Below are 21,935 nucleotides of genomic sequence, written 5' to 3'. Positions count from 1 at the left end.
TTTCGCCAGATTTCTAAAGGTCTGGTTGACAAACATTTAACGCACCGCAACCCTTGCCGGACTCATTCGGCCGACAGAGTTCCGCACCGTAGACCCCCCGTAGAACCACCACGGAACCCCCGGATCAGCAGGAGAGGAACCATCCCGATGGCAGTGGACGAAGGAGTCGCCCCCGCGGCGAACACAAGCGAGGACGGCGCCGTTCACCGGCTCAAGCCCAACGCCATCGGCCTGCTGGGCGTGGTCTTCATGGCCGTCGCGACCGCCGCCCCGATCACCGCGATGACCGGCAACGTGCCCTTCATGGTCTCGTCCGGCAACGGCATAGGCGCCCCGGCGAGCTATCTCGTCGCAATGGTCGTCCTGGCAATCTTTTCCGTCGGCTTCACCTCGATGGCCAAGCACATCACCTCGACGGGCGCGTTCTACGGCTTCATCTCCTACGGCCTCGGCCGCACCGTGGGACTCGCGTCCGGCCTCCTCGCCACCTTCGCGTACGTCGTGTTCGAGCCGGCGCTGATCGGCATCTTCTCGGTCTTCGCCACCGGAACCCTCAAGGACCAGACGGGACTTGACGTCCCGTGGTGGGTCTGCGCGATCGTGATGCTCGCCGTCAACGCGACGGGCACCTGGTTCGGCGTCTCGGTCGCGGAGAAGCTGCTCGTCGTCCTCCTCGGCACGGAGGTGACCGTCCTCGCCGCGATGGCGATCTCGGTCGCCCTGCACGGCGGCGGCCCGCACGGCTTCACCTTCGGCCCGGTCAACCCGGTCAACGCGTTCAAGGGGACGAGCGCCGGTCTCGGCCTCTTCTTCGCCTTCTGGTCCTGGGTCGGCTTCGAGTCCACGGCCATGTACGGCGAGGAGTCCCGCGACCCGAAGAAGATCATCCCCAAGGCGACGATGATCTCGGTCCTCGGCGTCGGCGTCTTCTACGTCTTCGTCTCCTGGATGGCGATCATCGGCAACGGCGAGAGCGAGGCCGTCAAGGTCGCCTCGTCCGCGAACCCGCTCGCGCTCTTCTTCAACCCCACCGAGCACTACGTCGGCCACTGGGCGGTCGACCTCATGCAGTGGCTGATGATCACCGGCTCGCTCGCCTGCGGCATGGCCTTCCACAACTGCGCCAGCCGCTACATGTACGCGCTGGGCCGCGAGGGCGTTCTGCCGAAGCTGAAGAACACCATCGGCCGCACCCACGCCAAGCACGGCTCCCCGCACATCGCGGGCTTCGTGCAGACCGTGATCAGCGCCGCCCTGATCCTCGCGTTCTGGGCCACGAGCAAGGACCCGGCCAACGCGATGTACGTCCTGCTGGCCATCCTCGGCACGATGGCGATCCTGGTGGTGCAGGCGGTGTGCTCGTTCGCGGTACTGGCGTACTTCCGCACCCACCACCCCGAGAGCCGCCACTGGTTCCGCACGTTCACCGCTCCGCTGCTCGGCGGTGTGGCGATGCTGGCGGTGGTCCTCCTCCTGGTCTCCAACATGAGCGTGGCGGCGGGCTCGGAGTCCGACTCCCTCCTCCTGAAGGCAACGCCCTGGCTGGTGGCCCTGGTCGCGGCGACGGGCATCGGCTACGCGCAGTACCTGAAGCGCCGGTCGCCTGAGCGGTACGCCTTGCTCGGCCGCACGGTGCTGGAAGAAACCAAGGAGCGCTGAAGCGCTTTTAGCTTTTAGGGGCGCGGGGAACTGCGCGACCAGCCACGACGCTCCCGCAGATTCGTACTCGTCTGCGGCCCGGTGGTGGGCTGGTCGCGCAGTTCCCCGCGCCCCTTAGGCAGCTCCACCGAACCGTGTTTCCCGGTGAACCCGCCATCGCTCCATCATGGCCGAGACCTCCCCCTCGACGAACTCGAAGAAGGCGAGCGTCTCGGCCATACGACGTCCCGCCGGGGTGTCCGCGCCAAGACTGCTGACACCCTCGCGCAGAGCCCCCTCCCACCGCTTGATGAGCGCCTCGCGGTTGGTGAGCGCCTCATACCACTGATCCCCGTGCACCACGTACCGCTCCCGGCGCGAGCCAGGTTCCCGCTCACGCGAAACCATGTGCGTCTGCGCCAGATACCGCACCGCCCCGGAAACCGCCGCCGGACTGATCCGCAGCTGCTCCCCCAGCTCGATCGAGGTCATCGCCCCGTCGTCGGAGGACAGAAGCGCCGCGAAGACTCGGGCCGGCATCCGCTGCATCCCGGCCTCGACGAGCTGTGCCGCGAAACTCTCCACGAACTTCGAGACCGCCTCCTGGTCCCGCCCTGCCTCATCCGTCATGGTCACCACCCTATCCGGGCTTCATACATTTCCTACGCTTCCTTAACTTCACAAATTTCTGAAGTTAGCGTACGTTCGGCTCCATGACGAAGGCAATCACCGTCTCCGGGCTGCACAAGTCGTTCGGCAGGACACAAGCCCTCGCAGGCCTCGACCTGGACGTCGAGACCGGCGAGGTGCACGGCTTCCTCGGCCCCAACGGCTCCGGCAAGTCCACGACGATCCGCGTCCTGCTCGGCCTGCTGCGCGCCGACTCGGGCGCCGCCCGGCTCCTGGGCCGGGACCCCTGGGCCGACGCGGTCGAACTGCACCGCCGGGTCGCCTACGTCCCCGGCGACGTGACGTTGTGGCGCAATCTGTCCGGCGGCGAAGTCATCGATCTCTACGGCAGGTTGCGCGGCGGTCTCGACAGGTCCCGCCGCGCCGACCTGATCGACCGCTTCGAGCTCGACCCCACCAAGAAGGGCCGCACGTACTCGAAGGGCAACCGCCAGAAGGTGGCCCTCGTCGCCGCGTTCGCCTCTGACGTCGACCTGCTGATCCTGGACGAGCCGACCTCGGGCCTGGACCCGCTGATGGAGGAGGTCTTCCAGCGCTGCGTGGAGGAGGAACGCGACCGGGGCCGGACGATCCTCCTCTCCTCCCACATCCTCAGCGAGGTCGAGGAGTTGTGCGACCGGGTGAGCATCATCCGCAAGGGCCGCACGGTGGAGAGCGGTTCGCTGGCCGACCTGCGCCACCTGACCCGCACCAGCGTGAGCGCCGAACTCACCGGTGAGCCCAACGGGTTGGCGTCCCTCCCCGGCGTCCACGACCTCGACGTACAGGGCAGGCGTGTACGGCTCCAGGTGGAGACGGACCAACTCAACGCCGTACTACGGTCGTTGACCGACTCGGGCGTACTGTCGCTCACCTCGAAACCACCGACGCTGGAGGAACTCTTCCTGCGCCACTACCAGGAGGCGGAATGACCGCCACCGCGCTCCCCGCACGCACCGGCACGGGCACCTCCCGCCAACTCGCGGGCACCGGCGCCCTGTTGCGCTTCAACCTGCGCCGCGACCGGGTGGTGATCCCGGCCTGGGTGGCGGTGACGGCCCTGCTGGTCCTCTCCCTCCCCGGCTCGCTGCGCAGCGTCTACTCCACCCCCGCCGAACGCGCCGACATCGCCCGCCAGATGCTCGGCAACAGCTCACTGCGCGCCACCTACGGCCCGGTGTTCAGCGACTCCCTCGGCGGCCTCACCGCCTGGCGCATCGGCGGCTACGCCGCGATCCTCGCCGGAATCATGAGCCTGATCGTCGTCGTACGGCACACACGGGACGAGGAGGAGAGCGGCCGCCAGGAACTCGTCTCCTCCGCGATGGTGGGCCGCAGCGCCCCGCTGACGGCAGCCCTGCTGACGGCGTTCGTCGCCGACTCCGCGCTGACGCTGCTGATCACGGCCGGGCTGGCCGGGCAGGGATCGGCAGGTGCCCTCGCACTCGGCCTCGGCATCGGCGGAGTGGGCATGGTGTTCGCGACGCTCGCGGCGATCGTCGCGCAGTTCACGGACAGCGGCCGACTGGCGAAGGGCCTGACCGGCGGCCTGCTGGGAACGGCGTTCGCACTCCGCGCGGTGGGCGACTCGACGACCAACGACGCCTCCTCGCCCGCGACGTGGATCTCCCCGATCGGCTGGCTGGAGAACCTGCGCCCGTTCGCGTCCGAACGCTGGTGGGTCCTGGCCCTGTTCGCGGCGGCGGCACTCGTACAGGGCTTCGCGGCCTACGAGTTGGCTGGCCGCCGGGACGTGGGGATGAGCTTCCTGCCCGCCCGCCCCGGACCGGCGAACGGCCGCCTCGGCACGGCGGCCGCCCTGGCCTGGCGCCTCCAGCGAGGTGCCGTCCTGGGCTGGAGCCTGGGCTTCCTCGCGGCCGGGGTCGCCTTCGGCGGCATCACCAAGGGCGCGGCGGACCTGGTCGGCGACAACGCCAGGACCCGCGAGATCATCGAGCGGATGGGCGGCCGGTCCGGCATCGAGGACGCGTTCCTGGCCACGATGGTCGGCATGTTCGGCATGCTGGCCGCGCTGTACGCGGTCTCGTCGGTCCTACGGCTGCACAGCGAGGAGACGACCGGACGCGCCGAACCGGTCCTCGCGAACGCGGTGGGCCGCCTGCGCTGGGCGGCCGGCCACCTGACGATCGCCTTCGCGGGCGCGGCCCTGATCATGCTCCTGAGCAGTCTCGGCCTCACCCTCGGCTACGGCGCCGAGCCCGGCCCCATCCTCGCCGCCGGCCTGGTCCAACTCCCGGCGGTCTGGACCCTGGGCGCCCTGGCGGTCCTCCTCCACGGCCTCTCCCCCCGCCTGTCCCCACTCTCCTGGGCGGCGGCCGGCCTCGCCCTCCTCCTCGGCTGGATCGGCCCGGCGCTGAACCTTCCCCAGGCGGTCCTGGACATCTCCCCCTTCGGCCACCTGCCGAAGCTGCCGGGCGGGGACATGGCGTGGGGACCGGTGGTGGCCCTCACCGGGATCGCCGCCGCCCTGGTCGCCGTAGGACTGGCGGCTCTGCGGCGGCGCGACCTCACGGCCTGACCGCGTCGGGTACGGGAACCTCCGGCGCGGCGCACGCGTCCGTCCCTGGCATGGGACAACGTGCGCAGGCCGCCGGAGGGTGTCTGACCGCCGCACTCGGCGCGGGAGTCGGGCTCGCGGTGTGGTCCTACGACGTCCGGAACCGCTTCCGGCGCTTCGAGGCGAGCCCCGACTGGAGTGTCCTGTACGCCGAGTTGCCGTTGGCGGTCCTCGGCGGGATCCTCGCGTCGCTCGGCGTCTGGGCGCTGGTCCGACGCGTCAGACCGTGACGCTCAGCCCCTCCAGCCCCCGGATCACGAAGTTCGGCTTGCGGACCGGCTCCGCCGCCAGGGTGAGCGTCGGGGCCCGTTCCAGCAACGCCCGCATGGAGGCGGCCAGTTCGATACGGGCCAGGGGCGCGCCGATGCAGTAGTGGATGCCCGCGCTGAAGCTGATGTGCGGGTTGTCGGCGCGGGTCAGATCCAGGCGCTCGGGTGACGCGAAGACCGCCGGGTCGTGGTTGGCGGAGCCGAACAGCATCGCGATCTCCGCGCCCCTCGGGATCACCGTGCCGTCGATCTCGATCTCGTCCAGCACCCACCGCTCGAAGAGCTGGAGCGGGGTGTCGTAGCGCATCAGCTCCTCGACGGCGGACGGGATCAGCGAATGGTCCGCGCGCAGGGCCGCCAGCTGGTCGGGGTGGCGGAACAGCGCCCACCAGCCGTTGACCGTGGCGTTCACCGTCGCCTCGTGGCCCGCGTTGAGCAGCAGTACGGCGGTGGAGATCAGCTCCTGTTCGGTGAGGCGGTCGTCGTCCCCGTCGTGGGCCGCGATCATGCCGGAGATGAGCTCGTCGCCGGGTTCCTTGCGCCGGGCCGCGATCAACTCGCGTAGATACGAGGAGAATTCGTTCGACGCGCGGACCGCCTTCGCCGCCGTGTCCTCGCTCGGGCTCAGTTCGTACATCCCGCAGATGTCCGCCGACCAGGGGCGCAGCGGTGCGCGGTCCGACTCGGGGATGCCGAGCATCTCCGCGATCACCGCGACGGGCAGCGGCTCCGCCACCTCGGTGAGCAGATCGCCGCCGCCCCGGGCCACCAGGCCGTCCACCAGCTCACCGGCCAGCCGGCTGACGTACGGCTTGAGCCGCTCGACCGTGCGCGGGGTGAACGCCTTCGACACCAGGCGCCGGATACGGGTGTGGTCCGGGGGCTCCAGGTCGAGCATCCCGTGGTCGTTGAGGGTGTGGAACGGCTCGTGCTCGGGCGGCGGTGCCGTCCGGCCGAAGTCCTCGTGGGTGAAACGGTGCTGGTACGTGCGCCCGAGCCGACGGTCGCGCAGCAGCGCCGACACATCCGCGTGGCGTGGGACCAGCCACTGGTTCGTGGACTCGAAGTACTGCACACGGCCCCGGGCACGCAGCTCGGCGTAGGCGGGGTACGGGTCGGCGAGGAACGCCGGGTCCCAGGGATCGAAGGCTGCCATGCACGGACGTTATGCCGACGATCCCCGTCCTGACCAGGGGTGATCGATATCACCGGCCTTGATGTGCTCGACGAGGGCGGTGAAGGGCGGGGGCAGGGAAACAGAGGGTGGCCCGGGTGGGGAGCCCGGAGCCGCGGACTCACGGTCACCTACGTCTACGACGCCCCTCCTCCCGAGCCCGGCCCGATGCGCATCGCCCCGGTGTCACCTGCACGTTTCGCCGATGGCGGCGGCAGCGGGTTCTGAGCACGCGGCCCCTCCTACCCCGGCGTCACCAGCCGCGCCTCGTACGCGAACACCGCCGCCTGCGTCCGGTCCCGCAGCCCCAACTTCACCAGGACACGGCTGACATGGGTCTTGATCGTCGACTCGGCGACCACCAGCCGCTCGGCGATCTCCACGTTCGACAGGCCCTGGGCGATGAGGACCAGCACCTCCGTCTCCCGCTCGGTCAGCTCCCCGTACGCCGCCTGCTGCGCGGCCGGTATCAGCCGGGGCGACTCGGACAGCTTCGAGAACTCCGTGATCAGCCGCTTGGTCACGGAGGGGGCCAGCAGCGCCTCGCCGGCCGCCACCACCCGCACCCCGTCGGCCAGTTGGCGTGCCGAGGCGTCCTTGAGCAGGAAACCGGAGGCTCCCGCGCGCAGCGCCTGGTACACGTACTCGTCGAGGTCGAAGGTGGTGAGCACCAGCACCTTCGCCGCGCCGTCGGCCGCGACGATCTCCCGGGTCGCCTCGATGCCGTTCATCTCGGGCATCCGGATGTCCATCAGGACGACGTCCGGGGCCAGTTCACGCACCCGCTCGACCGCGTCCCGTCCGTTCACCGCCTCGCCGACGACCTCGATGTCCGGCATCGCGCCCAGCAGGACCGAGAAGCCCTCGCGCACCATCATCTGGTCGTCCGCGATCAGCACGCGGATCGTCATGCCTCACCTTCGCTCGCACTCGGGACCGGCAGGAACACCGTCACCTCGTAGCCTCCGTCGTCCGCCGGGGCCGCCGTCATCTCGCCGTTCAGCATGGAGACCCGCTCCCGCATCCCCGTGATGCCGTGCCCGGCGCCGGGCGAGGGCTTCACCAGACTCGGCTCGGGCATCGGGCCGTTGACTATCCGCAGGCCCAACCCGCCCAGCACATAACCGATCTCGACGCGGGCACTCGCACCGGGCGCGTGCCGCAGCGTGTTGCTCAACGCCTCCTGCACTATCCGGTACGCCGACAGCTCGACGCCCTGCGGGAGTTCACGCACCGCCCCCGTCACCGCCTTCTCCACGCTCAGGCCGGCGTCGCGCACATTGGCCAGCAGCGCGTCCATGTCGGCGAGGGTGGGCTGCGGGGCGTCCGGCGCCTCGTAGTCCTCCGCGCGCACCACGCCCAGGACACGGCGCAGCTCGGTCAGGGCCGCCACCGCGTTCTCCCGGATCGTGACGAACGCGCGCTCCAGCTCCGGCGGCGGGTTCTCCACCCGGTAGGGCGCGGCCTCCGCCTGGATGGCGACCACCGACATGTGGTGGGCCACCACGTCGTGCAGCTCGCGGGCGATCGTCGTGCGCTCCTCCAGGAGGGTGCGCCGGGACCGCTCGTGCGCCGTCACCGTCTGCTGCGCGGTCATCTCCTGCCGGGCCTCGCGGCGTATCTGCCAGACGGCGACGCCGAGCAGGACGAACGCGGAGAGCAGCAGGAACTGTGTCGTGTCCGAACCGAAGGCGTGATTGCCCGCGGCGACCATGTCGGCGACGATGCCGTAGACCGCCGTCAGCGCCCACATCCAGGCGGCCGTGCGCGGCCGGGTGCGTATCGCCACGATCGTGAGCACGAACAGCTGGCAGGCGAAGCTGCCGGCCAGCCACGGCCACTCGCTGTCCCACTCGGACCCCAGAAAGGTGGCGACCGGGGTCGCGGCCATGGAGAGCCAGAACGCGCCGACCGGTCGCACCATGGTCAGCAGCACAGGCACCAGGGCGAGCAGGCCGAGCATCGCGTTGGTCCCCGCGCCGAGCATCGCGCTGTTCGACGCGATGAGCATCGCGAGCAGGCCGGCCGCGGTGATCAGGGCGTGCGGGCTCCAGGCCGCGTACTCCCTGAACCGCCCCTTGAAGCGCCGGGCCAGCGGGCCGTCGGCGGTGGAGGGGGGCAGCGGGCGGTAGGCGAAGGCGTCGTGGAACAGGTCCTGCCGCAGCCCGCGCAGGGCGTCCGCGGCAAGCCTGAACTCCGGGCTGCGCGGCTTGGCCCCGCCCGTCGGCGGCAACTGCTGGGTCGTCTCGGTCACATTCAAAACGGTAGGCGGAGGGGGCCGTCGCCGTCGTCACCTGTGAGAAGGGTCCTGGGGCGTCCCTCTCAAGTACTACGGGTATGCGGGACGGCCGGGCTTCACCGGCCCCCGCCCGGCCGCACCAGCCCCGACTCGTACGCGAACACCGCCGCCTGCGTCCGGTCCCGCAGCCCCAACTTCACCAGGATGCGGCCGACATGGGTCTTCACGGTCTGCTCGGCGACCACCAGGTGCTCGGCGATCTCCGCGTTGGACAGACCCTGCGCGATCAGCGCGAGCACCTCCGTCTCGCGTTCGGTGAGGTCGCCGACGCGCGACTTGAGCGGGGTGCGCGGTGTCCCGTTCAGCCGGGAGAACTCGGCGATCAGCCGGCGGGTGACGCCCGGCGCTAGCAGTGCGTCACCGGCTGCCACCACCCGTACCGCCTCGGCCAGTTGCTCCGCGGACGCGTCCTTGAGGAGGAAGCCGGAGGCTCCCGCGCGCAGCGCCTCGTACACGTACTCGTCTAGGTCGAAGGTGGTGAGCACCAGGACCTTGATGTGCGGGGTCGCCTCCGTGATGCGGCGGGTGGCCTCGATGCCGCCGAGTTCGGGCATGCGGATGTCCATGAGGACGACGTCCGGGGCGAGTTCGGCCACCTTGGCCACCGCGTCCAGGCCGTCGACCGCCTGGCCGACCACCTCTATGCCGGGCTGGGCGTTCAGCAGCACGGTGAAGCCCTGGCGGACCATCTGCTGGTCGTCGGCGATGAGTACACGGATGGTGCCGCTCGTCATGGGGTCGCGTCTCCTGTCGGGAAGATGATCTCGGGGGCGGCGGACGGGGAAGTACCGGGAGCGGCGGGGCTGTCGGGGGCGTCGGATCCGTCGGCGCCGTCCGAACCGTCAGGTCCGTCGGGGCCGTGGGGTCCCCCGGGGCCGTGGGATCCCGCGGTTCCCGCGGGTCCGTCGGGGAGTGCGACGCCGTCCCTGGGGAGGAACGCGACGACCGCGAAGCCGCCCTGGAACGTTCTCGTCGCGGTCAGGTGTCCGCCGAGCATCGCCGCGCGCTCCCGCATGCCGAGCAGTCCGTGTCCGGCGCCCGGGGAGGGCGGGGCGGCCTGCTGCGGGCGGGAGTTGGTGACGAACAGCCGCAGTCCGTCGGGGTCGTGGGCGACCTCGACGGCGACCGTGGAACCCGGGGCGTGCCGCAACGCGTTGCTCAGGGCCTCCTGGACGATCCGGTACGCCGACAGCTCCACTCCGGGTGCCAGCGGGCGCACCTCGCCCCTGACGTCTCCCCGCACGTCGAGACCGGCGGCCCGGGTGTTCTCTATCAGGGCGTCCAGGCGGTCGAGGGTGGGCTGCGGGGCGTCGGGGGCGGCACCGGTGCCGGGGGCGGGCAGGGCGTAGGGGTCGTCCGGATACTCAGGGTTCTCCGAGCGGAGCACACCGAGGACCCGGCGCAGTTCGGCGAGGGCTTCGAGGGCGTTCTGTCTGATGCCGTCGAGGTTCTCCCTGAGTTCCTCCGACGGGTTCTCGACCAGGAGGGGCGCCACCTGGGCCTGGATGGAGATCACCGACATGTGGTGGGCGACCACGTCGTGCAGTTCGCGGGCGATACGGCTGCGCTCCTCCAGGAGGGTGCGGCGGTTGCGCTCCTCCGCCGTGATCGTGACCTGCTCCACGAGCTGGGTACGGGCCTCGCTGCGTCCGCGCAGGGCGGTGCCGATGAGGACGGCCACCGCGCAGACGGCCACCGCGACCATGCCCGTCGAGGAGTAGTGCTGGGCACCGACGAGACCCTGGATGACGAACGTCGTCAGGGCGGTCGCGGCCAGCGCCGCGAGAGCCTTGCGGGTGGGCACGCGCAGGGCCACGAGCAGCAGGACGGCGGCCTGGACGACGACTTCGGTGGTGTTCCAGGGCCAGTCGGGGCCGGGGGTCGTGCCCGGGAGGGGATTCATGGTGGGGAGGGGATCCATGGCAGCACGCACGGTCAGCGCGGTGAAGGCCGTGGCGGTGAGGGACAGGGCCCAGGCGGGGACGGGCCGACGCAGGGCGAGGACCAGGGCGACGCCCTGCGCGAAACCGGCCAACAGGCCCTGGACCACGCCCAGTTTGTACTCGCTCAACATCTCGTCCGTGCCGGCCAGGGAGAGACCGAGAGCGGCAAGGGAGACGAGGACGTACGTGAGGTGGCGCAGCCAGCGGTGTCCGGGGAACAGGACGGGTGCGGTGTGCGGGGACCCGGCACCGTCGGCGGCTGCGTTCACCCGGTCAACCCTAGGCACGGCGAGGGCTCTTCGCTGCCGGGTGGGGCGGGCGGGTGTGGGCGCGACCGACCCGTGAGCGGCGTGACGGGCGGCGCCCCGGACCCTGTTCGTACATCCGGAACGCCGCCCAGCAGACCGTCAGCGTCAGCGCGAACACCGGGAGCCAGGCCAGTCGGGCCGCCACCCAGGTCAGGTCGTCGGGGCGGGTGTGCAGACCGGGCAGCCGGCCGGCGGGCAGGGTCGCGGCCGTGGTGGCCATCAGGGCCGTCTGGTGCCAGAGGAAGACCGTCATCGCCGAGAGGTTGACCAGGGCCAGCGCCGACCAGGCGAGCGGCCTGCGCAGCGCGTGGCGCAGCCGGTCCCTGAGCAGCAGGGCCAGGCCGCACTGGGCCAGGCCGAAGGTGACGGCGGCCAGGGTCGGCGGGTCCAGGTTGGAGATCGTGGTGCCGGGGACGCCGACCATCGACGCCGGGTAGCCCGCCCAGAGGACGAGGGCCGCCGTCGCCGCCGTACCGCCGGTCAGCAGGACCCAGCCCGCCCGGGCCCGGTCCAGCTCGCCGCGGGTCCAGGCCGCGCCGAGGGTGTAGGGCACGAGCCAGCCCGCCGCCACGTTGACCCAGCCGAGCCAGGACGGGCCGCCGAGCCCGAATCGGATCAGGTCCACGTGCAGTACGACGGCCAGCGGCCACAGCGGGTTGAGCCGGGTCAGCAGCGGGGTGGCCGCCGTCAGGCCCGCGAACACGACCAGGAACCACATCGGTGACAGCGCCAGCTTGACCAGGGCGCGGACGGTGTCGAAGTCCGTGCCGGACAGGAGCAGCGCGAGCGCCGTCACCGTCCACACGACGAGGACCGCGGCGACCGGGGTGAACAGCCGGGCCAGCCGGGCGGTCAGCCACTGGCCGTACGTCGTGCCCCGGGCGCGTGCAAACGCGTAACCCCGGGTCGCCACATGGCCGCCGACCAGGAAGAACACCGCCAGTGTCTGGAACACCCAGGAGATGGGCGCCAGCCACGGCATGTCCCGCAGCGGGCTCGCCGTGTGCAGGGTGCCGCCGTCCGCGACCAGCGCGGTCACCAGCCAGTGGCCCAGGACGACTCCGATGATCGCGAAGGCGCGCAGGGCGTCCACGGCGCGGTCCCGGTCGGGCGGGGTCGCGGCGTCGAGGCGGACGGCGGCACGGCGCAGGCGTTCACGCATGGGTCACCTCCGTGGTCTCGCCGAGGACGATCCGGGCGAGGTTGGCCAGGGAGGCCGAGCCCGGTGAGAAGTAGTCGCTGTGGCCGCCGGCCCCGGCCGCGAAGACGCGGGCGCCGAACTCCGGGGACACCGGATCCGTACCGAAGCCGACGGTCGTGCCGAACAGGTCGGCGCGGACGTGCGGGACGTCCCCCACCCAGTCGTCGGCGCCGCGTGCCGCCCAGACGCGGGCCGAAGTGCCCAGTCCCGCAACGGAGTCGGCGCCCGTGCCGGGGCTGCCGACGAGGACGAGGTCGGACACGTCCAGGCCGGCGGCGGCCCGCCCGCAGACGACCGTGCCGTAGGAGTGGCACAGCAGCGCGATCCGCGCCGTGCGGCCGGTGATGGCGTGCAGTTGCCGTATGAACTCCCGCAGACGCGGGGCCGCTTGGTCCGCTCGGCCCTCGGTCAGCACCGTGGTGCTCACCGTGCGCGGGGTGTCGTAGCCGAGCCAGGAGACCACCGCCGTACGGGAGTTCGGGGCGTCGTGGGTCAGTTGGCGGCGGAGGTTCAGCGCGGTGGCGCGGAAGCGGTCGTAGGTGTCGAGCGAGGTGTCCGAGCCCGGGACCAGGACGGCTATGCGGTCGGCGTGGGCCAGGTCGCCGAGGACCTCCGTCGCCAGGCCCGGGCCGCGGCCGTCGTAGGCGAGGAGGTGGCGGTCCGGGCCGGCCAGGGCGCGGTCCGTGGCGGCGCGGCGCTCGTCGCCGTCGGCGGCGGCCATGCGGGAGGCCTCGGCGGCGTTGGCGCCGTTCGCCGCGTACGTCTCGTCCAACGTGGCCGCGGTGAGCGGTGCGAGCGCGGCCGGAGCGGGGGCAGGGATCTCGGGCCGGGCGGCGGCCGACAGGGGGATCACGACCGCGCCTATGACGAGCGCGGCGAGGAGCGCGCGGCGCCAACTGCCGGTACGGCGCCGCTTGTTGCGCTCGGCGCGTGGTGTCTCGGCCTCCCCGGCCGGGCCTCTCTCCACCGGGTCGGCCACCGCCGTACCGGTCTCCGCGCAGGCATCAACAACCCCCATACCCGTCTCCCCTCCCGCACCGGCCGCCGTCGGGCCGATCTGGAAGGGAAATTACGGATCCGTGCACGTCGTCCGCGTCCCGCCAGGGAACTCACCTGCGCCGTAGCTCTCAGGTACTACGGGTATGACGCGGGTGGGAGACGTTGCTCACCAGGCCAGTTGGGCGATCTCCTCCGCCACCACCGCGCACGCGTCCGCAGCCGGGTCGATCAGGGGGAAGTGGCCGACGTCCTCAAGGAGCGTCAGGCCCACGACCTCGCCGGACTTCGCCGCCGCGTCCGCGTACGACTCGGCGACCGCCTGCGGGACCACGAGGTCGGCGCGGCCCTGGACCAGTGCGGTCGCGATGCCGGTGGGCAGCAGGAGCGTCGGATCGGCGTACGGCAGGCGCTCCGCGAACGTGGCCTCTCCACCCAGGAGTTGACCCGCCGCTCCCCCGCACACCGCGAGCTTCTCGGCGACCGTGAAGTCGGCGATGGGGGCGAGGGCGACCACACCGCGCAGCGCGGCGGGGGCGTCGGTGCGCCAGGGGGCGTCCTTGGGGAGGACGTGCCGGGCCGCCGCCCACAGCGCGAGATGGCCGCCGGCCGAGTGCCCGGTGAGCACCGTACGGCGCGGATCGGCCTGCGGAAGGGCCTCCCGGACGAGCGCGGGCAGCGCGTCGAGCGCCGCCGCGACGTCGTCGAAGGTCTCCGGCCAGCGGCCCGCGACCGGGCCCGTACCGCCCTGCGCGGGCAGCCCCGCGCCCCGCCGGTACTCGACATTGGCCACCGCGAACCCCCGCCGGGCCAGGAAGTCCGCGAACGGGGTGATGTGCCGGCGGTCGTACGGCGCCCGCCACGCACCCCCGTGCAGGACGACGACCAGCGGCGCCGGTTCGCCCGGCATCCGCTCGCCGTGCGGGGCGTAGAAGTCGATCACCTGGTCGGGGTGGTCGCCGTACGCGGCGGTGCCGTCGGGCTCCACGGCGGGGTGCGAGAAGGCCGACTCCTCTTCTGCGGCGGCTGCGGCGGCACGTGCGGCAGCGGCGTCGTCCGGCATGCTCCAACCTCTCAGCGACGAAACGGACTTGGACGGATCGGGATGTGACGGGATATGGCGACCAGGAGCGGAACACGCGGAGAAATTCGGCCGTCGGCCGGGACGCTACCAGGCCAGTGACGTGCACGGAGACCGCGGTTGTCACGCTCGGTGAGGCGTAAACGGTTCTGCGGTGCACGTCACTGGCATCTAACCGCTTCAGCGCCCTACGCCGGTTAGATCGAGGTACACACCTTCCAGAGGTCCTACCGGACCAGTTCCCCCAGCACCCGCGCCGCCCGCTCCACGTCCGCGAACCCGACGTACAGCGGCGTGAATCCGAACCGCAGCACGTCCGGGTGCCGGAAGTCGCCGACCACACCCCGCTCGATCAGCCGCTTCATCACGTCACCGGCGTCCGGGCAGCGCAGCGCGACCTGGCTCCCCCGCTCCGCGTGGGCGACCGGGGTCACCGACTCCACCCGTCCCGAGGGCACGTACGACGCCACGCACTCCAGGAAGAAGTCCGTCAGGGCAAGGGACTTGGCCCGCACGGCCCCGACCGAGACGCCGTCGGCGTCCCACACGTCGAGGGCGGCCTCCAGGGCGAGCATGGACAGGATGTCCGGGGTGCCGACGCGGCCGCGCAGCGCGCCCGGCGCCGGTTCGTAGGCGGGCCGCATGCCGAAGGGTTCGGCGTGCGAGTTCCAGCCCGGGAGCGGGGAGTCGAAGCGGCTCTGGAGATCGGAGCGCACATACAGGTACGCCGGTGAACCCGGGCCGCCGTTCAGGTACTTGTAGGTGCAGCCGACCGCCAGGTCCACCCCGTGCTCGTCGAGTCCGACCGGCAGGGCGCCCGCGCTGTGGCACAGGTCCCAGACGGCCACGGCACCCGCCGCGTGTACGGCGGCGGTGAGCGCGGGCAGGTCGTGCAGCCGGCCGGTGCGGTAGTCGACGTGGTTGAGGAGCACCGCCGCCGTACGGTCGCCGAGCACGCCCGGCACCTCGGCCGGGGTCACCGGCCGCACCGTGCAGCCGGTCATCCGGGCCGCCGACCCGGCGATGTACCCGTCCGTGGGGAAAGTCGTCGCATCGACGACGATCTCGTCGCGGCCCTCCCCGGCCATCCGCACGGCCGCCACAACCGCCTTGAACACATTGACACTTGTGGAGTCGCCGACAACGATCTGCCCGGCCGCGGCCCCGACCAGCGGGGCGATCCGGTCACCGATCCGCTCGGGCGCGGTCCACCACCCGCTCTCGTCCCAGGACCGGATCCGCAGCTCGCCCCACTGCCGCCGTACGACGTCCTCGACCCGGCCGGGTACCGCCACCGGCAGCGCGCCGAGCGAGTTCCCGTCCAGGTAGACCACGTCGTCCAGGACGAACTGCGCACGCACGCACGCCAATTCGTCAGCGGCGTCCAACTTCTCTGCCTTCAGCGCGAGTTCAGACATGGGAGCGCGCCGTCCACAGCTCGGGGAACACGTTCTTCTGCGCGCGCTTCTCCAGCCAGGCCACCCCGGCGGAACCGCCCGTCCCGGTCTTCGCGCCCATCGCGCGCCGGGTGGCGACGAGATGGTCGTTGCGCCATCGCCACACCAGCTCGGCGACATCGGTCAACGCCTCGCCGAGCCGGGCGAGTTCGTCGCCGGAGTCACCGGAGTAGAGGGCGGTCCACACCTCCTCCACCTGCTCCGAGGGCTCGTAGCGCAGCGAGACGTCACGCGTGAGCACGGCCTCGGGGACCGTGTGCCCGCGCCGGTCGAGGAGCCTCAACACCTCGTCGTAGAGGCTCGGTTCGTGCAGTGCCTTCTCCAACTCGGCGTGCACGCGCGGCGCTCCGCGGTGCGGGACGAGCATGGACGCGGACTTCTCGCCGAGCAGGAACTCCATGCGGCGGTACATCGCCGACTGGAAGCCGCTGCCCTCGCCGAGGGCGGCGCGGTACGAGTTGAACTGGGCCGGGGTGAGCTGTCCGAGGGGCCGCCAGGAGGCGTTGAGCGCCTCCAGCTCCCGTACGGAACGCTTCAGCGCGTCGATCGCGACCGGCACCCGGTCCTCGCGCAGGGCCCGCGCGGCGGTCTCCCACTCGTGCACGATGACCGTGAACCACAGCTCCATGACCTGGGTGGTGACCAGGAAGACCATCTCGCCGGGGTCGTCGGAGCGGGTGTGCTGGAGGTGGGTGAGGACGTCCGCCTGGACGTAGTCCTCGTAGGGGGTCGTTCCCTGGAAGTCGAGATGCGGGGCCTCGGGCTCCTGCGTTTCCTGAGCCTGCTGGGACATCGCTGTCTCCTGATGCGTACTCCGGGTAGCGGTCCGCCCCTGCCGAATTCCGACACGGGGGCCCCGGTCCCCACCGGGCATCCTGCACAATCGTCCCGCAGGACCGCAAGGTCCGCCTGGTCACACCAGGCGGACCTGCATCACCGCACCCGGACTACGGGACTAGCCCAGCGTCTGGGCCGCCGTCGGCGAGGAATCCTTCAGGAACTGGCTGCACCGCGCGTACTCCTCCTGCTCCCCGATCGCCTGCGCGGCCCGCGCGAGGGCGTGCAGGGCGCGCAGGAAACCGCGGTTCGGCTCGTGCTCCCAGGGCACCGGGCCGTGGCCCTTCCAGCCGTTGCGGCGCAGCGAGTCCAGCCCTCGGTGGTAACCCGTACGGGCATAGGCGTACGACTCCACGACGCTGCCCCGCTCGAACGCGTCGTCGGCCAGCAGGGCCCACGCGAGCGAGGAGGTCGGATACTTCGCGGCGACCTCGGCGGGCGCCGCGCCGCTCGCGAGGAGGTCGCGCGGCCCGGGGTCTTCGGGGAGGTGGGTCGGGGGCGGTCCCCCGAGGAGGTTCTCGTGAATCGTCATGGGTTCCAGTCTCCCCCAGCCGCGGCCCTTGTCCGGCATCCACCCGCTACCCCGCGTCGAGCCGCCCCTTCCCCAGCCGCGGCTCCAGCGGCGGAGCCGTGATCGAGCCGTGGGTGACGCACTCCGGGCGGCGGCAGTCCGGGGGTGGGCGGCGGACCGTCGCGAAGGCCAGGACCGAACCCACCACCAGTACGCCCGAGCACCACCCCATCGCCCGGTCGAAGGCGTGGTCGAAGGCGGTCGCCGAGCGGTACGCCTCCGCGCCCATCCCGGCGAGCAGGGGCAGCGCGGCGATCGCGATGAGGCCGGCCGCGCGGGCCGCCGCGTTGTTGATGCCGCTGGCCAGGCCCGCGCGGGCGGTGTCGACGGAGGCGAGGACCGTGGCCGTCAGCGGGGCGACCAGGATGACCATGCCGGCGCCCATCACGAGGAGCGCCGGCACGACGTCGGTGAGGTAGGAGGCGTCGGGGCCGACCCGCAGCATCAGCAGCATCGCCGCCGCGCACAGCAACGGCCCGACGGTGAGCGGGATGCGGGGGCCGATGCGCTGGGCCAGTTCGCCGGAGCGGGCCGAGAAGAGCAGCATCAGGGCGGTCGTGGGGAGCAACGCCGTGCCCGCTTCGAGCGCCGAGTAGCCCGCCACGACCTGGAGTTGGAGCGCGGTGAGGAAGAAGAAACCGCTGAAGGCCGCGTACACGCAGAGCGTGACCAGGTTGACCGCCGTGAACTGGCGGGACGCGAAGATGCCCGGCGGCATCATCGGATCGGGGCTGCGCTTCTCGACGTGGACGAAGGCGACCCCCGCGGCCACGCCCGCGACGGCCGTGACGATCACGACGGGCAGGGAGCCGTCGCTCGCCTCGATCAGCGCGTACGTGACAAGGGCGAGTGCGATCGCGCCCAGCGCCGCGCCCAGTACGTCGAAGCGGCCGTGCGCGCGGCCGTCCGCCGACTCGGGAACGTGGCGTACGGCGATGGGGGCGCAGACCAGCGCCATCGGGACGTTGATCAGGAACACCCAGCGCCAGCCGGGGCCGTCCACCAGCCAGCCGCCCAGGAACGGTCCGACGGCCGCGCCGATACCGCCGAATCCGGACCACAGGCCGACGGCCCTGGCCCGGTCGTCGGGGTGGAAGGAGGCCTGGATGAGGGCGAGGGAGCCGGGGGTGAGGAGTGCGCCGCCGATGCCCTGGAGCGCGCGGGCGGCGATCAGGACCCCGGCGTTGGGGGCCAGGCCGCAGAGCAGGGAAGCCGCCGCGAACCAGACCACGCCCAGAACGAAGATCCTGCGGCGGCCGTAGCGGTCGCCGAGGGAGCCGCCGAGGAGGATCAGTCCGGCCAGCGTGAGCATGTACGCGTTGACCGTCCACTGGAGGGCGGCCAGGTCGGCGTTCAGGTCGCGGCCGATGCGCGGCAGGGCGACGTTGACGACGGTGGAGTCCACCATGGCCATGCTGGAGCCGAGGACGGTGGTGAGCAGGATCCACTTGCCCTGGGGCGAGGCGAGGCGCACATCGGAGGACATGCCCCAGGTATACAACGACCCCGGTGCCGTAGCACCGGGGTCGCGGCAGACCGCGGGAGTTACTTGATCTTCGTGCCCGTCGAGCGCAGGTTCGCGCAGGCCTCGGTGACGCGTGCGGCCATCGACGCCTCGGCCAGCTTGCCCCAGGTCCGCGGGTCGTAGGTCTTCTTGGAGCCGACCTCGCCGTCGACCTTCAGGACACCGTCGTAGTTGCGGAACATGTGGTCCGCGACGGGACGCGTGAACGCGTACTGGGTGTCGGTGTCGAGGTTCATCTTCACCACGCCGTTCTCCAGCGCGGTGGCGATCTCCTGCTCGGTGGAGCCGGAGCCGCCGTGGAAGACGAAGTCGAACGGGGACACCTTGCCGTACTTCGCGGCCACGCCGTCGCTCAGCTCCTTGAGGAGCTCGGGGCGCAGGACGACGTTGCCCGGCTTGTACACGCCGTGCACGTTGCCGAAGGACGCGGCCAGCAGGTAGCGGCCCTTCTCGCCGAGGCCGAGCGCCTCGACCGTACGGATCGCGTCGTCGACGGTGGTGTAGAGGGAGTCGTTGATCTCGTGCGAGACGCCGTCCTCCTCGCCGCCGGTCGGGGTGATCTCCACCTCGAGGATGATCTTCGCGGCGGCGGCGCGGGCCAGCAGCTCCTGCGCGATGGCGAGGTTGTCGGCGAGGGTCTCCGCCGAGCCGTCCCACATGTGGGACTGGAACAGCGGGTTGCCGCCCGCCTTCACGCGCTCCTCGGAGACGGCGAGCAGCGGACGGACGTAGCCGTCGAGCTTGTCCTTGGGGCAGTGGTCGGTGTGCAGCGCGACCGTGACCGGGTACTTCTCGGCGACGATGTGCGCGAACTCGGCGAGCGCCACGGAACCCGTGACCATCTCCTTGGCGTACTGGCCGCCCAGGAACTCGGCGCCACCCGTGGAGATCTGGACGATGCCGTCGCTCTCGGCCTCCGCGAAGCCGCGCAGCGCAGCGTGCAGGGTCTGGGTCGAGGTCACATTGATGGCCGGGTAGGCGAACTTGCCTGCCTTCGCCCGGTCGAGCATCTCGTTGTAGACCTCGGGGGTTGCGATGGGCATCTGTCCGCTCCTTGGTATCTGCGGGTTGGCGATCTTCGCGATCTGCGTGCTACGGCCCTGACCTAGACCTTGGGTGCGACGTCATCGTCGGCCCCATCTTTCCAGACTTGACCGGATGGTCGCCCCGTCGGTCTCAGCCTGTGGATAACTCAGTCGAGCCCCAGGTCGTCCTTGGAGTACGCGAAGAGATACGGCACTCCCGCGCCCGCCTCGATCTTCTCCGCCGCGCCGGTCGCCCGGTCCACGATGGTCGCGACGCCGACGACCTCGGCACCGGCCGCGCGCACGGCCTCGACGGCGGTGAGCGGCGAACCGCCGGTGGTCGAGGTGTCCTCGACGACCAGGACCCGGCGGCCCGCGATCTCCGGGCCCTCCACCTGGCGCTGCATGCCGTGCGCCTTCGCGGCCTTGCGCACGACGAAGGCGTCCAGTCGCTGTCCGCGCGCGGCGGCGGCGTGCAGCATCGCGGTGGCGACCGGGTCGGCGCCCATGGTCAGGCCGCCGACCGCGTCGAAGTCGAGCTCGGCGGTCAGGTCCAGCAGCACCTGTCCGACGAGCGGGGCGGCCGCCCCGTCGAGGGTCACGCGACGGAGGTCGATGTAGTAGTCGGCCTCCAGACCCGACGACAGGGTCACCTTGCCGTGCACCACGGCCTTGTCCTTGATCTGCTGCAGCAGCGCGCCGCGTACGTCCGTCATGCCTGTCAGCTTAGAGGCGATGCCCGCCGGCCTAGAAGCGCGTCCACGCCCAGGTCATCGTGGCTTCCAGCGGCTCGATCGGGGTGACCAGGCGGGGCAGGGTGTTGAGGCCGTTCGGCGGGCCGGTCTGCGGTTCCACGCAGACCGCGGCCTCCTGCTCGTCGTAGACGACGACCCACTGCTCGGGGCTCGTCACCTTCAGCGCCAGCCGACCGGGCCAGGTCAGGGTGACGTCGACGCCGTCCGGCATGCCGAAGCAGTCGTCCCAGGGGCTCGGCTTCACGTCGATGCGGTTGCCGGTGGGGAGGTGGTCGTCGCCGCGCTCCTCCTGCCAGGCGGGGCTGAAGTCGACGAGCACGTCCTCGCCGCCGAGGTTGCGGTTGAACCACGGGTGCCAGCCGATCTGCGCCGGGAACGAGTCGCCGTACGCCTCGATCGCCATGGTGAGCGTCAGGGAGTCCGCGGTCAGCGCGACGGCCTGGGTGACGCGGCCCGGGAAGGGCCACGGCTCGACCAGGTCGTACGTGATGACCGTCTCGTCGGCCGTGCGGCGGGCGGTGCGCCAGGCGCCGTCGCGGACGGTGCCGTGGATGGCGTGCGGCGGGGAGTTGAGGGGCATCTGGTGGACGGTCCCGCCGTCCAGGAAGCGGCCGTCGCGGATCCGCCCGCACCAGGGGACCATCGGGAAGCACCCGAACCGCTCGCCCTGGCGCAGCAGTTCGGTGCCGCCGACGCGAAGTCCTCCGATACGGCCGCCGTTGCCCGGCTGCACCGTCACTTCCGCGTCGCCCGCGGTCAGCGTGATCTCTTCGTTACTCACGGCACGACCCTACTGGGCCGCTCAACGCCGTTTGCGCAGCACCCTGTTCACCACGATCGCCGACGCCAGGACCAGCGCGGCGGCGGGGGCCGCCCAGCGGAGCGTGGCGTTCGCGGAGACGGTCTGCGGCGCGGGGACGGGCGCGTAACGCCCGCGCGGCGGCGCGTGGTCGACCTCCTCCGCGCTGCGGCCGATCATCGTGCGGCGCGCGTGCGCGGCCTCGGCGGGCGGCTGGGGGGTCTCGGCGAAGGTCTCGGTGACGTGGAGCTCCTCGACGGCACCGGCCATGTCCGCTTCCGGGGCGCCCAGATCGACGTCGTCCGCTTCTACGTCGTCCACGTCATCCACCTCGTCGGTGTCGTCGGTGTCGTCGGCCTGCTCCGGCTCCTCGCCCAGGTTCGCCGCGAACCGCTCCAGCAGCCTGGTCGTCGCGGCGCTCACCGCGTCCGGCGCGAGTTCGGTGACCCGGCCGTCCGCCGTCGCCGTACCGTCGAAGGTGATCGTGGAGCCGCCGTCGGACGCGCGGACGCGCACGGTGAGGGCGAGTTTGACCGCGCCGGTGCCGCGGGCCTCGGTCGCGTCGCCCTCGACGGCGTACGAGCCGTCGTCCCGGGCGGAGACCCGGACCGACCCCCGGTAGGTGATGGAGTGGCCGCCGACGCGGACCTTCAGGCGGCCGGCGACGGGTTCGGTACCGGCGTCCTGCTGGAGGCCGGGGACGGCGCGGGCGACCCGGGCGGGGTCACCGAGCGCGGCTCGCAGCCGCTCGGGCGAAACCGGAACGTGCACCTCAAGCTCCATGCCTGCGGAGCCTACCTAGGTCGGGCG

Annotated in this window: 21 protein-coding genes; 4 read left to right on the top strand and 17 right to left on the bottom strand. The window is 71.6% G+C overall.

The features are described 5' to 3' along the window. The first annotated feature begins 147 nt into the window (after positions 1-147). The gene (locus ACQHII_RS26385; protein ID WP_427921639.1) at positions 148-1,659 is read left to right on the top strand and encodes an APC family permease; all 1,512 of its coding nucleotides are present in this window, start codon (positions 148-150) and stop codon (positions 1,657-1,659) included. A 114-nt stretch (positions 1,660-1,773) separates the two neighbouring features. Here the strand turns inward: ACQHII_RS26385 and ACQHII_RS26380 are convergent, their stop codons facing one another. After that, positions 1,774-2,268, bottom strand: coding sequence for a GbsR/MarR family transcriptional regulator (locus ACQHII_RS26380; RefSeq protein WP_427921638.1), 495 nt, complete (start codon positions 2,266-2,268; stop codon positions 1,774-1,776). Positions 2,269-2,351: 83 nt separating this feature from the next. Between ACQHII_RS26380 and ACQHII_RS26375 the strand changes: the two genes are divergently transcribed. The 3 genes from ACQHII_RS26375 to ACQHII_RS26365 are packed head-to-tail and all read left to right on the top strand — an operon-like array spanning position 2,352 to position 5,115. Beyond that, the gene (locus ACQHII_RS26375; protein ID WP_427921637.1) at positions 2,352-3,239 is read left to right on the top strand and encodes an ATP-binding cassette domain-containing protein; all 888 of its coding nucleotides are present in this window, start codon (positions 2,352-2,354) and stop codon (positions 3,237-3,239) included. Next, entirely contained in the window at positions 3,236-4,846 is a 1,611-nt protein-coding gene (locus ACQHII_RS26370; protein WP_427921636.1) for an ABC transporter permease, read from the top strand. Before ACQHII_RS26375 ends, ACQHII_RS26370 begins: the two co-directional genes overlap by 4 nt. A 50-nt stretch (positions 4,847-4,896) precedes the next feature. Then, a complete protein-coding gene (locus ACQHII_RS26365) occupies positions 4,897-5,115 on the top strand; it encodes a hypothetical protein (RefSeq protein WP_427921635.1) in 219 nt (72 codons plus the stop codon). Here ACQHII_RS26365 and ACQHII_RS26360 read toward each other — a convergent pair. From ACQHII_RS26360 to ACQHII_RS26285, 16 genes are all read right to left on the bottom strand, one after another. Next, positions 5,105-6,310 (bottom strand): cytochrome P450, encoded by a 1,206-nt coding sequence (locus ACQHII_RS26360; protein WP_427921634.1) that lies wholly within the window; start codon positions 6,308-6,310, stop codon positions 5,105-5,107. The two genes, ACQHII_RS26365 and ACQHII_RS26360, sit on opposite strands and share 11 nt — an antisense overlap. 260 nt (positions 6,311-6,570) lie before the next feature. Beyond that, positions 6,571-7,239, bottom strand: coding sequence for a response regulator (locus tag ACQHII_RS26355; protein ID WP_093627687.1), 669 nt, complete (start codon positions 7,237-7,239; stop codon positions 6,571-6,573). After that, complete coding sequence (locus ACQHII_RS26350) at positions 7,236-8,582, bottom strand: sensor histidine kinase (RefSeq protein ID WP_427921633.1); 1,347 nt, start codon at positions 8,580-8,582, stop codon at positions 7,236-7,238. Before ACQHII_RS26350 ends, ACQHII_RS26355 begins: the two co-directional genes overlap by 4 nt. Before the next feature lie 101 nt (positions 8,583-8,683). After that, a complete protein-coding gene (locus ACQHII_RS26345) occupies positions 8,684-9,361 on the bottom strand; it encodes a response regulator transcription factor (protein WP_362980754.1) in 678 nt (225 codons plus the stop codon). Then, entirely contained in the window at positions 9,358-10,839 is a 1,482-nt protein-coding gene (locus ACQHII_RS26340; protein ID WP_427921632.1) for a sensor histidine kinase, read from the bottom strand. Before ACQHII_RS26340 ends, ACQHII_RS26345 begins: the two co-directional genes overlap by 4 nt. A gap of 10 nt (positions 10,840-10,849) precedes the next feature. Beyond that, complete coding sequence (locus ACQHII_RS26335) at positions 10,850-12,040, bottom strand: acyltransferase family protein (protein WP_427921631.1); 1,191 nt, start codon at positions 12,038-12,040, stop codon at positions 10,850-10,852. Next, on the bottom strand, positions 12,033-13,097 hold the full coding sequence (locus ACQHII_RS26330) for an alpha/beta hydrolase (RefSeq protein ID WP_427921630.1): 1,065 nt from the start codon (positions 13,095-13,097) through the stop codon (positions 12,033-12,035). Before ACQHII_RS26330 ends, ACQHII_RS26335 begins: the two co-directional genes overlap by 8 nt. A gap of 147 nt (positions 13,098-13,244) precedes the next feature. Further along, on the bottom strand, positions 13,245-14,138 hold the full coding sequence (locus ACQHII_RS26325) for an alpha/beta hydrolase family protein (RefSeq protein ID WP_427921629.1): 894 nt from the start codon (positions 14,136-14,138) through the stop codon (positions 13,245-13,247). A gap of 245 nt (positions 14,139-14,383) precedes the next feature. Next, a complete protein-coding gene (gene kynU, locus ACQHII_RS26320; RefSeq protein ID WP_427921628.1) occupies positions 14,384-15,574 on the bottom strand; it encodes a kynureninase in 1,191 nt (396 codons plus the stop codon). Continuing rightward, positions 15,567-16,406: a tryptophan 2,3-dioxygenase family protein gene (locus ACQHII_RS26315; protein ID WP_359611632.1), complete on the bottom strand. Its 840-nt coding sequence runs from the start codon at positions 16,404-16,406 to the stop codon at positions 15,567-15,569. Before ACQHII_RS26315 ends, kynU begins: the two co-directional genes overlap by 8 nt. Positions 16,407-16,568: 162 nt before the next feature. Then, the gene (locus tag ACQHII_RS26310; RefSeq protein WP_019070379.1) at positions 16,569-16,982 is read right to left on the bottom strand and encodes a DUF3151 domain-containing protein; all 414 of its coding nucleotides are present in this window, start codon (positions 16,980-16,982) and stop codon (positions 16,569-16,571) included. A 46-nt stretch (positions 16,983-17,028) separates the two neighbouring features. Beyond that, positions 17,029-18,507 (bottom strand): MFS transporter, encoded by a 1,479-nt coding sequence (locus tag ACQHII_RS26305; RefSeq protein WP_427921627.1) that lies wholly within the window; start codon positions 18,505-18,507, stop codon positions 17,029-17,031. Positions 18,508-18,566: 59 nt separating this feature from the next. Further along, positions 18,567-19,589 carry a class II fructose-bisphosphate aldolase gene (fbaA, locus tag ACQHII_RS26300; protein WP_427921626.1) on the bottom strand — a complete coding sequence of 341 codons (1,023 nt, stop codon included), beginning with the start codon at positions 19,587-19,589 and terminating at the stop codon, positions 18,567-18,569. A gap of 149 nt (positions 19,590-19,738) precedes the next feature. After that, positions 19,739-20,287: an orotate phosphoribosyltransferase gene (pyrE, locus tag ACQHII_RS26295; protein ID WP_427921625.1), complete on the bottom strand. Its 549-nt coding sequence runs from the start codon at positions 20,285-20,287 to the stop codon at positions 19,739-19,741. 31 nt (positions 20,288-20,318) lie between these two features. Continuing rightward, positions 20,319-21,107, bottom strand: a complete 789-nt coding sequence (locus ACQHII_RS26290; protein WP_427921624.1) for an aldose 1-epimerase — start codon at positions 21,105-21,107, stop codon at positions 20,319-20,321. Between the two features lie 21 nt (positions 21,108-21,128). Then, positions 21,129-21,908 carry an SRPBCC family protein gene (locus ACQHII_RS26285; protein ID WP_427921623.1) on the bottom strand — a complete coding sequence of 260 codons (780 nt, stop codon included), beginning with the start codon at positions 21,906-21,908 and terminating at the stop codon, positions 21,129-21,131. Between the last annotated feature and the right edge of the window lie 27 nt (positions 21,909-21,935).

Origin of the sequence: Streptomyces sp. cg40 (assembly GCF_050320165.1) — a bacterium.
In the GTDB taxonomy this organism is placed as follows: domain Bacteria; phylum Actinomycetota; class Actinomycetes; order Streptomycetales; family Streptomycetaceae; genus Streptomyces; species Streptomyces hokutonensis.
This window is presented reverse-complemented; position numbering and strand designations above follow the sequence as displayed.

What these genes read in the sequence shown, in the direction of transcription:
- ACQHII_RS26385 (WP_427921639.1), top strand. Translation starts at nt 148, where the DNA reads ATGGCAGTGGACGAAGGAGTCGCCCCCGCGGCGAACACAAGCGAGGAC.
- ACQHII_RS26380 (WP_427921638.1), bottom strand. Translation starts at nt 2,268, where the DNA reads ATGACGGATGAGGCAGGGCGGGACCAGGAGGCGGTCTCGAAGTTCGTG.
- ACQHII_RS26375 (WP_427921637.1), top strand. Translation starts at nt 2,352, where the DNA reads ATGACGAAGGCAATCACCGTCTCCGGGCTGCACAAGTCGTTCGGCAGG.
- ACQHII_RS26370 (WP_427921636.1), top strand. Translation starts at nt 3,236, where the DNA reads ATGACCGCCACCGCGCTCCCCGCACGCACCGGCACGGGCACCTCCCGC.
- ACQHII_RS26365 (WP_427921635.1), top strand. Translation starts at nt 4,897, where the DNA reads ATGGGACAACGTGCGCAGGCCGCCGGAGGGTGTCTGACCGCCGCACTC.
- ACQHII_RS26360 (WP_427921634.1), bottom strand. Translation starts at nt 6,310, where the DNA reads ATGGCAGCCTTCGATCCCTGGGACCCGGCGTTCCTCGCCGACCCGTAC.
- ACQHII_RS26355 (WP_093627687.1), bottom strand. Translation starts at nt 7,239, where the DNA reads ATGACGATCCGCGTGCTGATCGCGGACGACCAGATGATGGTGCGCGAG.
- ACQHII_RS26345 (WP_362980754.1), bottom strand. Translation starts at nt 9,361, where the DNA reads ATGACGAGCGGCACCATCCGTGTACTCATCGCCGACGACCAGCAGATG.
- ACQHII_RS26335 (WP_427921631.1), bottom strand. Translation starts at nt 12,040, where the DNA reads ATGCGTGAACGCCTGCGCCGTGCCGCCGTCCGCCTCGACGCCGCGACC.
- ACQHII_RS26330 (WP_427921630.1), bottom strand. Translation starts at nt 13,097, where the DNA reads ATGGGGGTTGTTGATGCCTGCGCGGAGACCGGTACGGCGGTGGCCGAC.
- ACQHII_RS26325 (WP_427921629.1), bottom strand. Translation starts at nt 14,138, where the DNA reads ATGCCGGACGACGCCGCTGCCGCACGTGCCGCCGCAGCCGCCGCAGAA.
- kynU (WP_427921628.1), bottom strand. Translation starts at nt 15,574, where the DNA reads ATGTCTGAACTCGCGCTGAAGGCAGAGAAGTTGGACGCCGCTGACGAA.
- ACQHII_RS26315 (WP_359611632.1), bottom strand. Translation starts at nt 16,406, where the DNA reads ATGTCCCAGCAGGCTCAGGAAACGCAGGAGCCCGAGGCCCCGCATCTC.
- ACQHII_RS26310 (WP_019070379.1), bottom strand. Translation starts at nt 16,982, where the DNA reads ATGACGATTCACGAGAACCTCCTCGGGGGACCGCCCCCGACCCACCTC.
- ACQHII_RS26305 (WP_427921627.1), bottom strand. Translation starts at nt 18,507, where the DNA reads ATGTCCTCCGATGTGCGCCTCGCCTCGCCCCAGGGCAAGTGGATCCTG.
- fbaA (WP_427921626.1), bottom strand. Translation starts at nt 19,589, where the DNA reads ATGCCCATCGCAACCCCCGAGGTCTACAACGAGATGCTCGACCGGGCG.
- pyrE (WP_427921625.1), bottom strand. Translation starts at nt 20,287, where the DNA reads ATGACGGACGTACGCGGCGCGCTGCTGCAGCAGATCAAGGACAAGGCC.
- ACQHII_RS26285 (WP_427921623.1), bottom strand. Translation starts at nt 21,908, where the DNA reads ATGGAGCTTGAGGTGCACGTTCCGGTTTCGCCCGAGCGGCTGCGAGCC.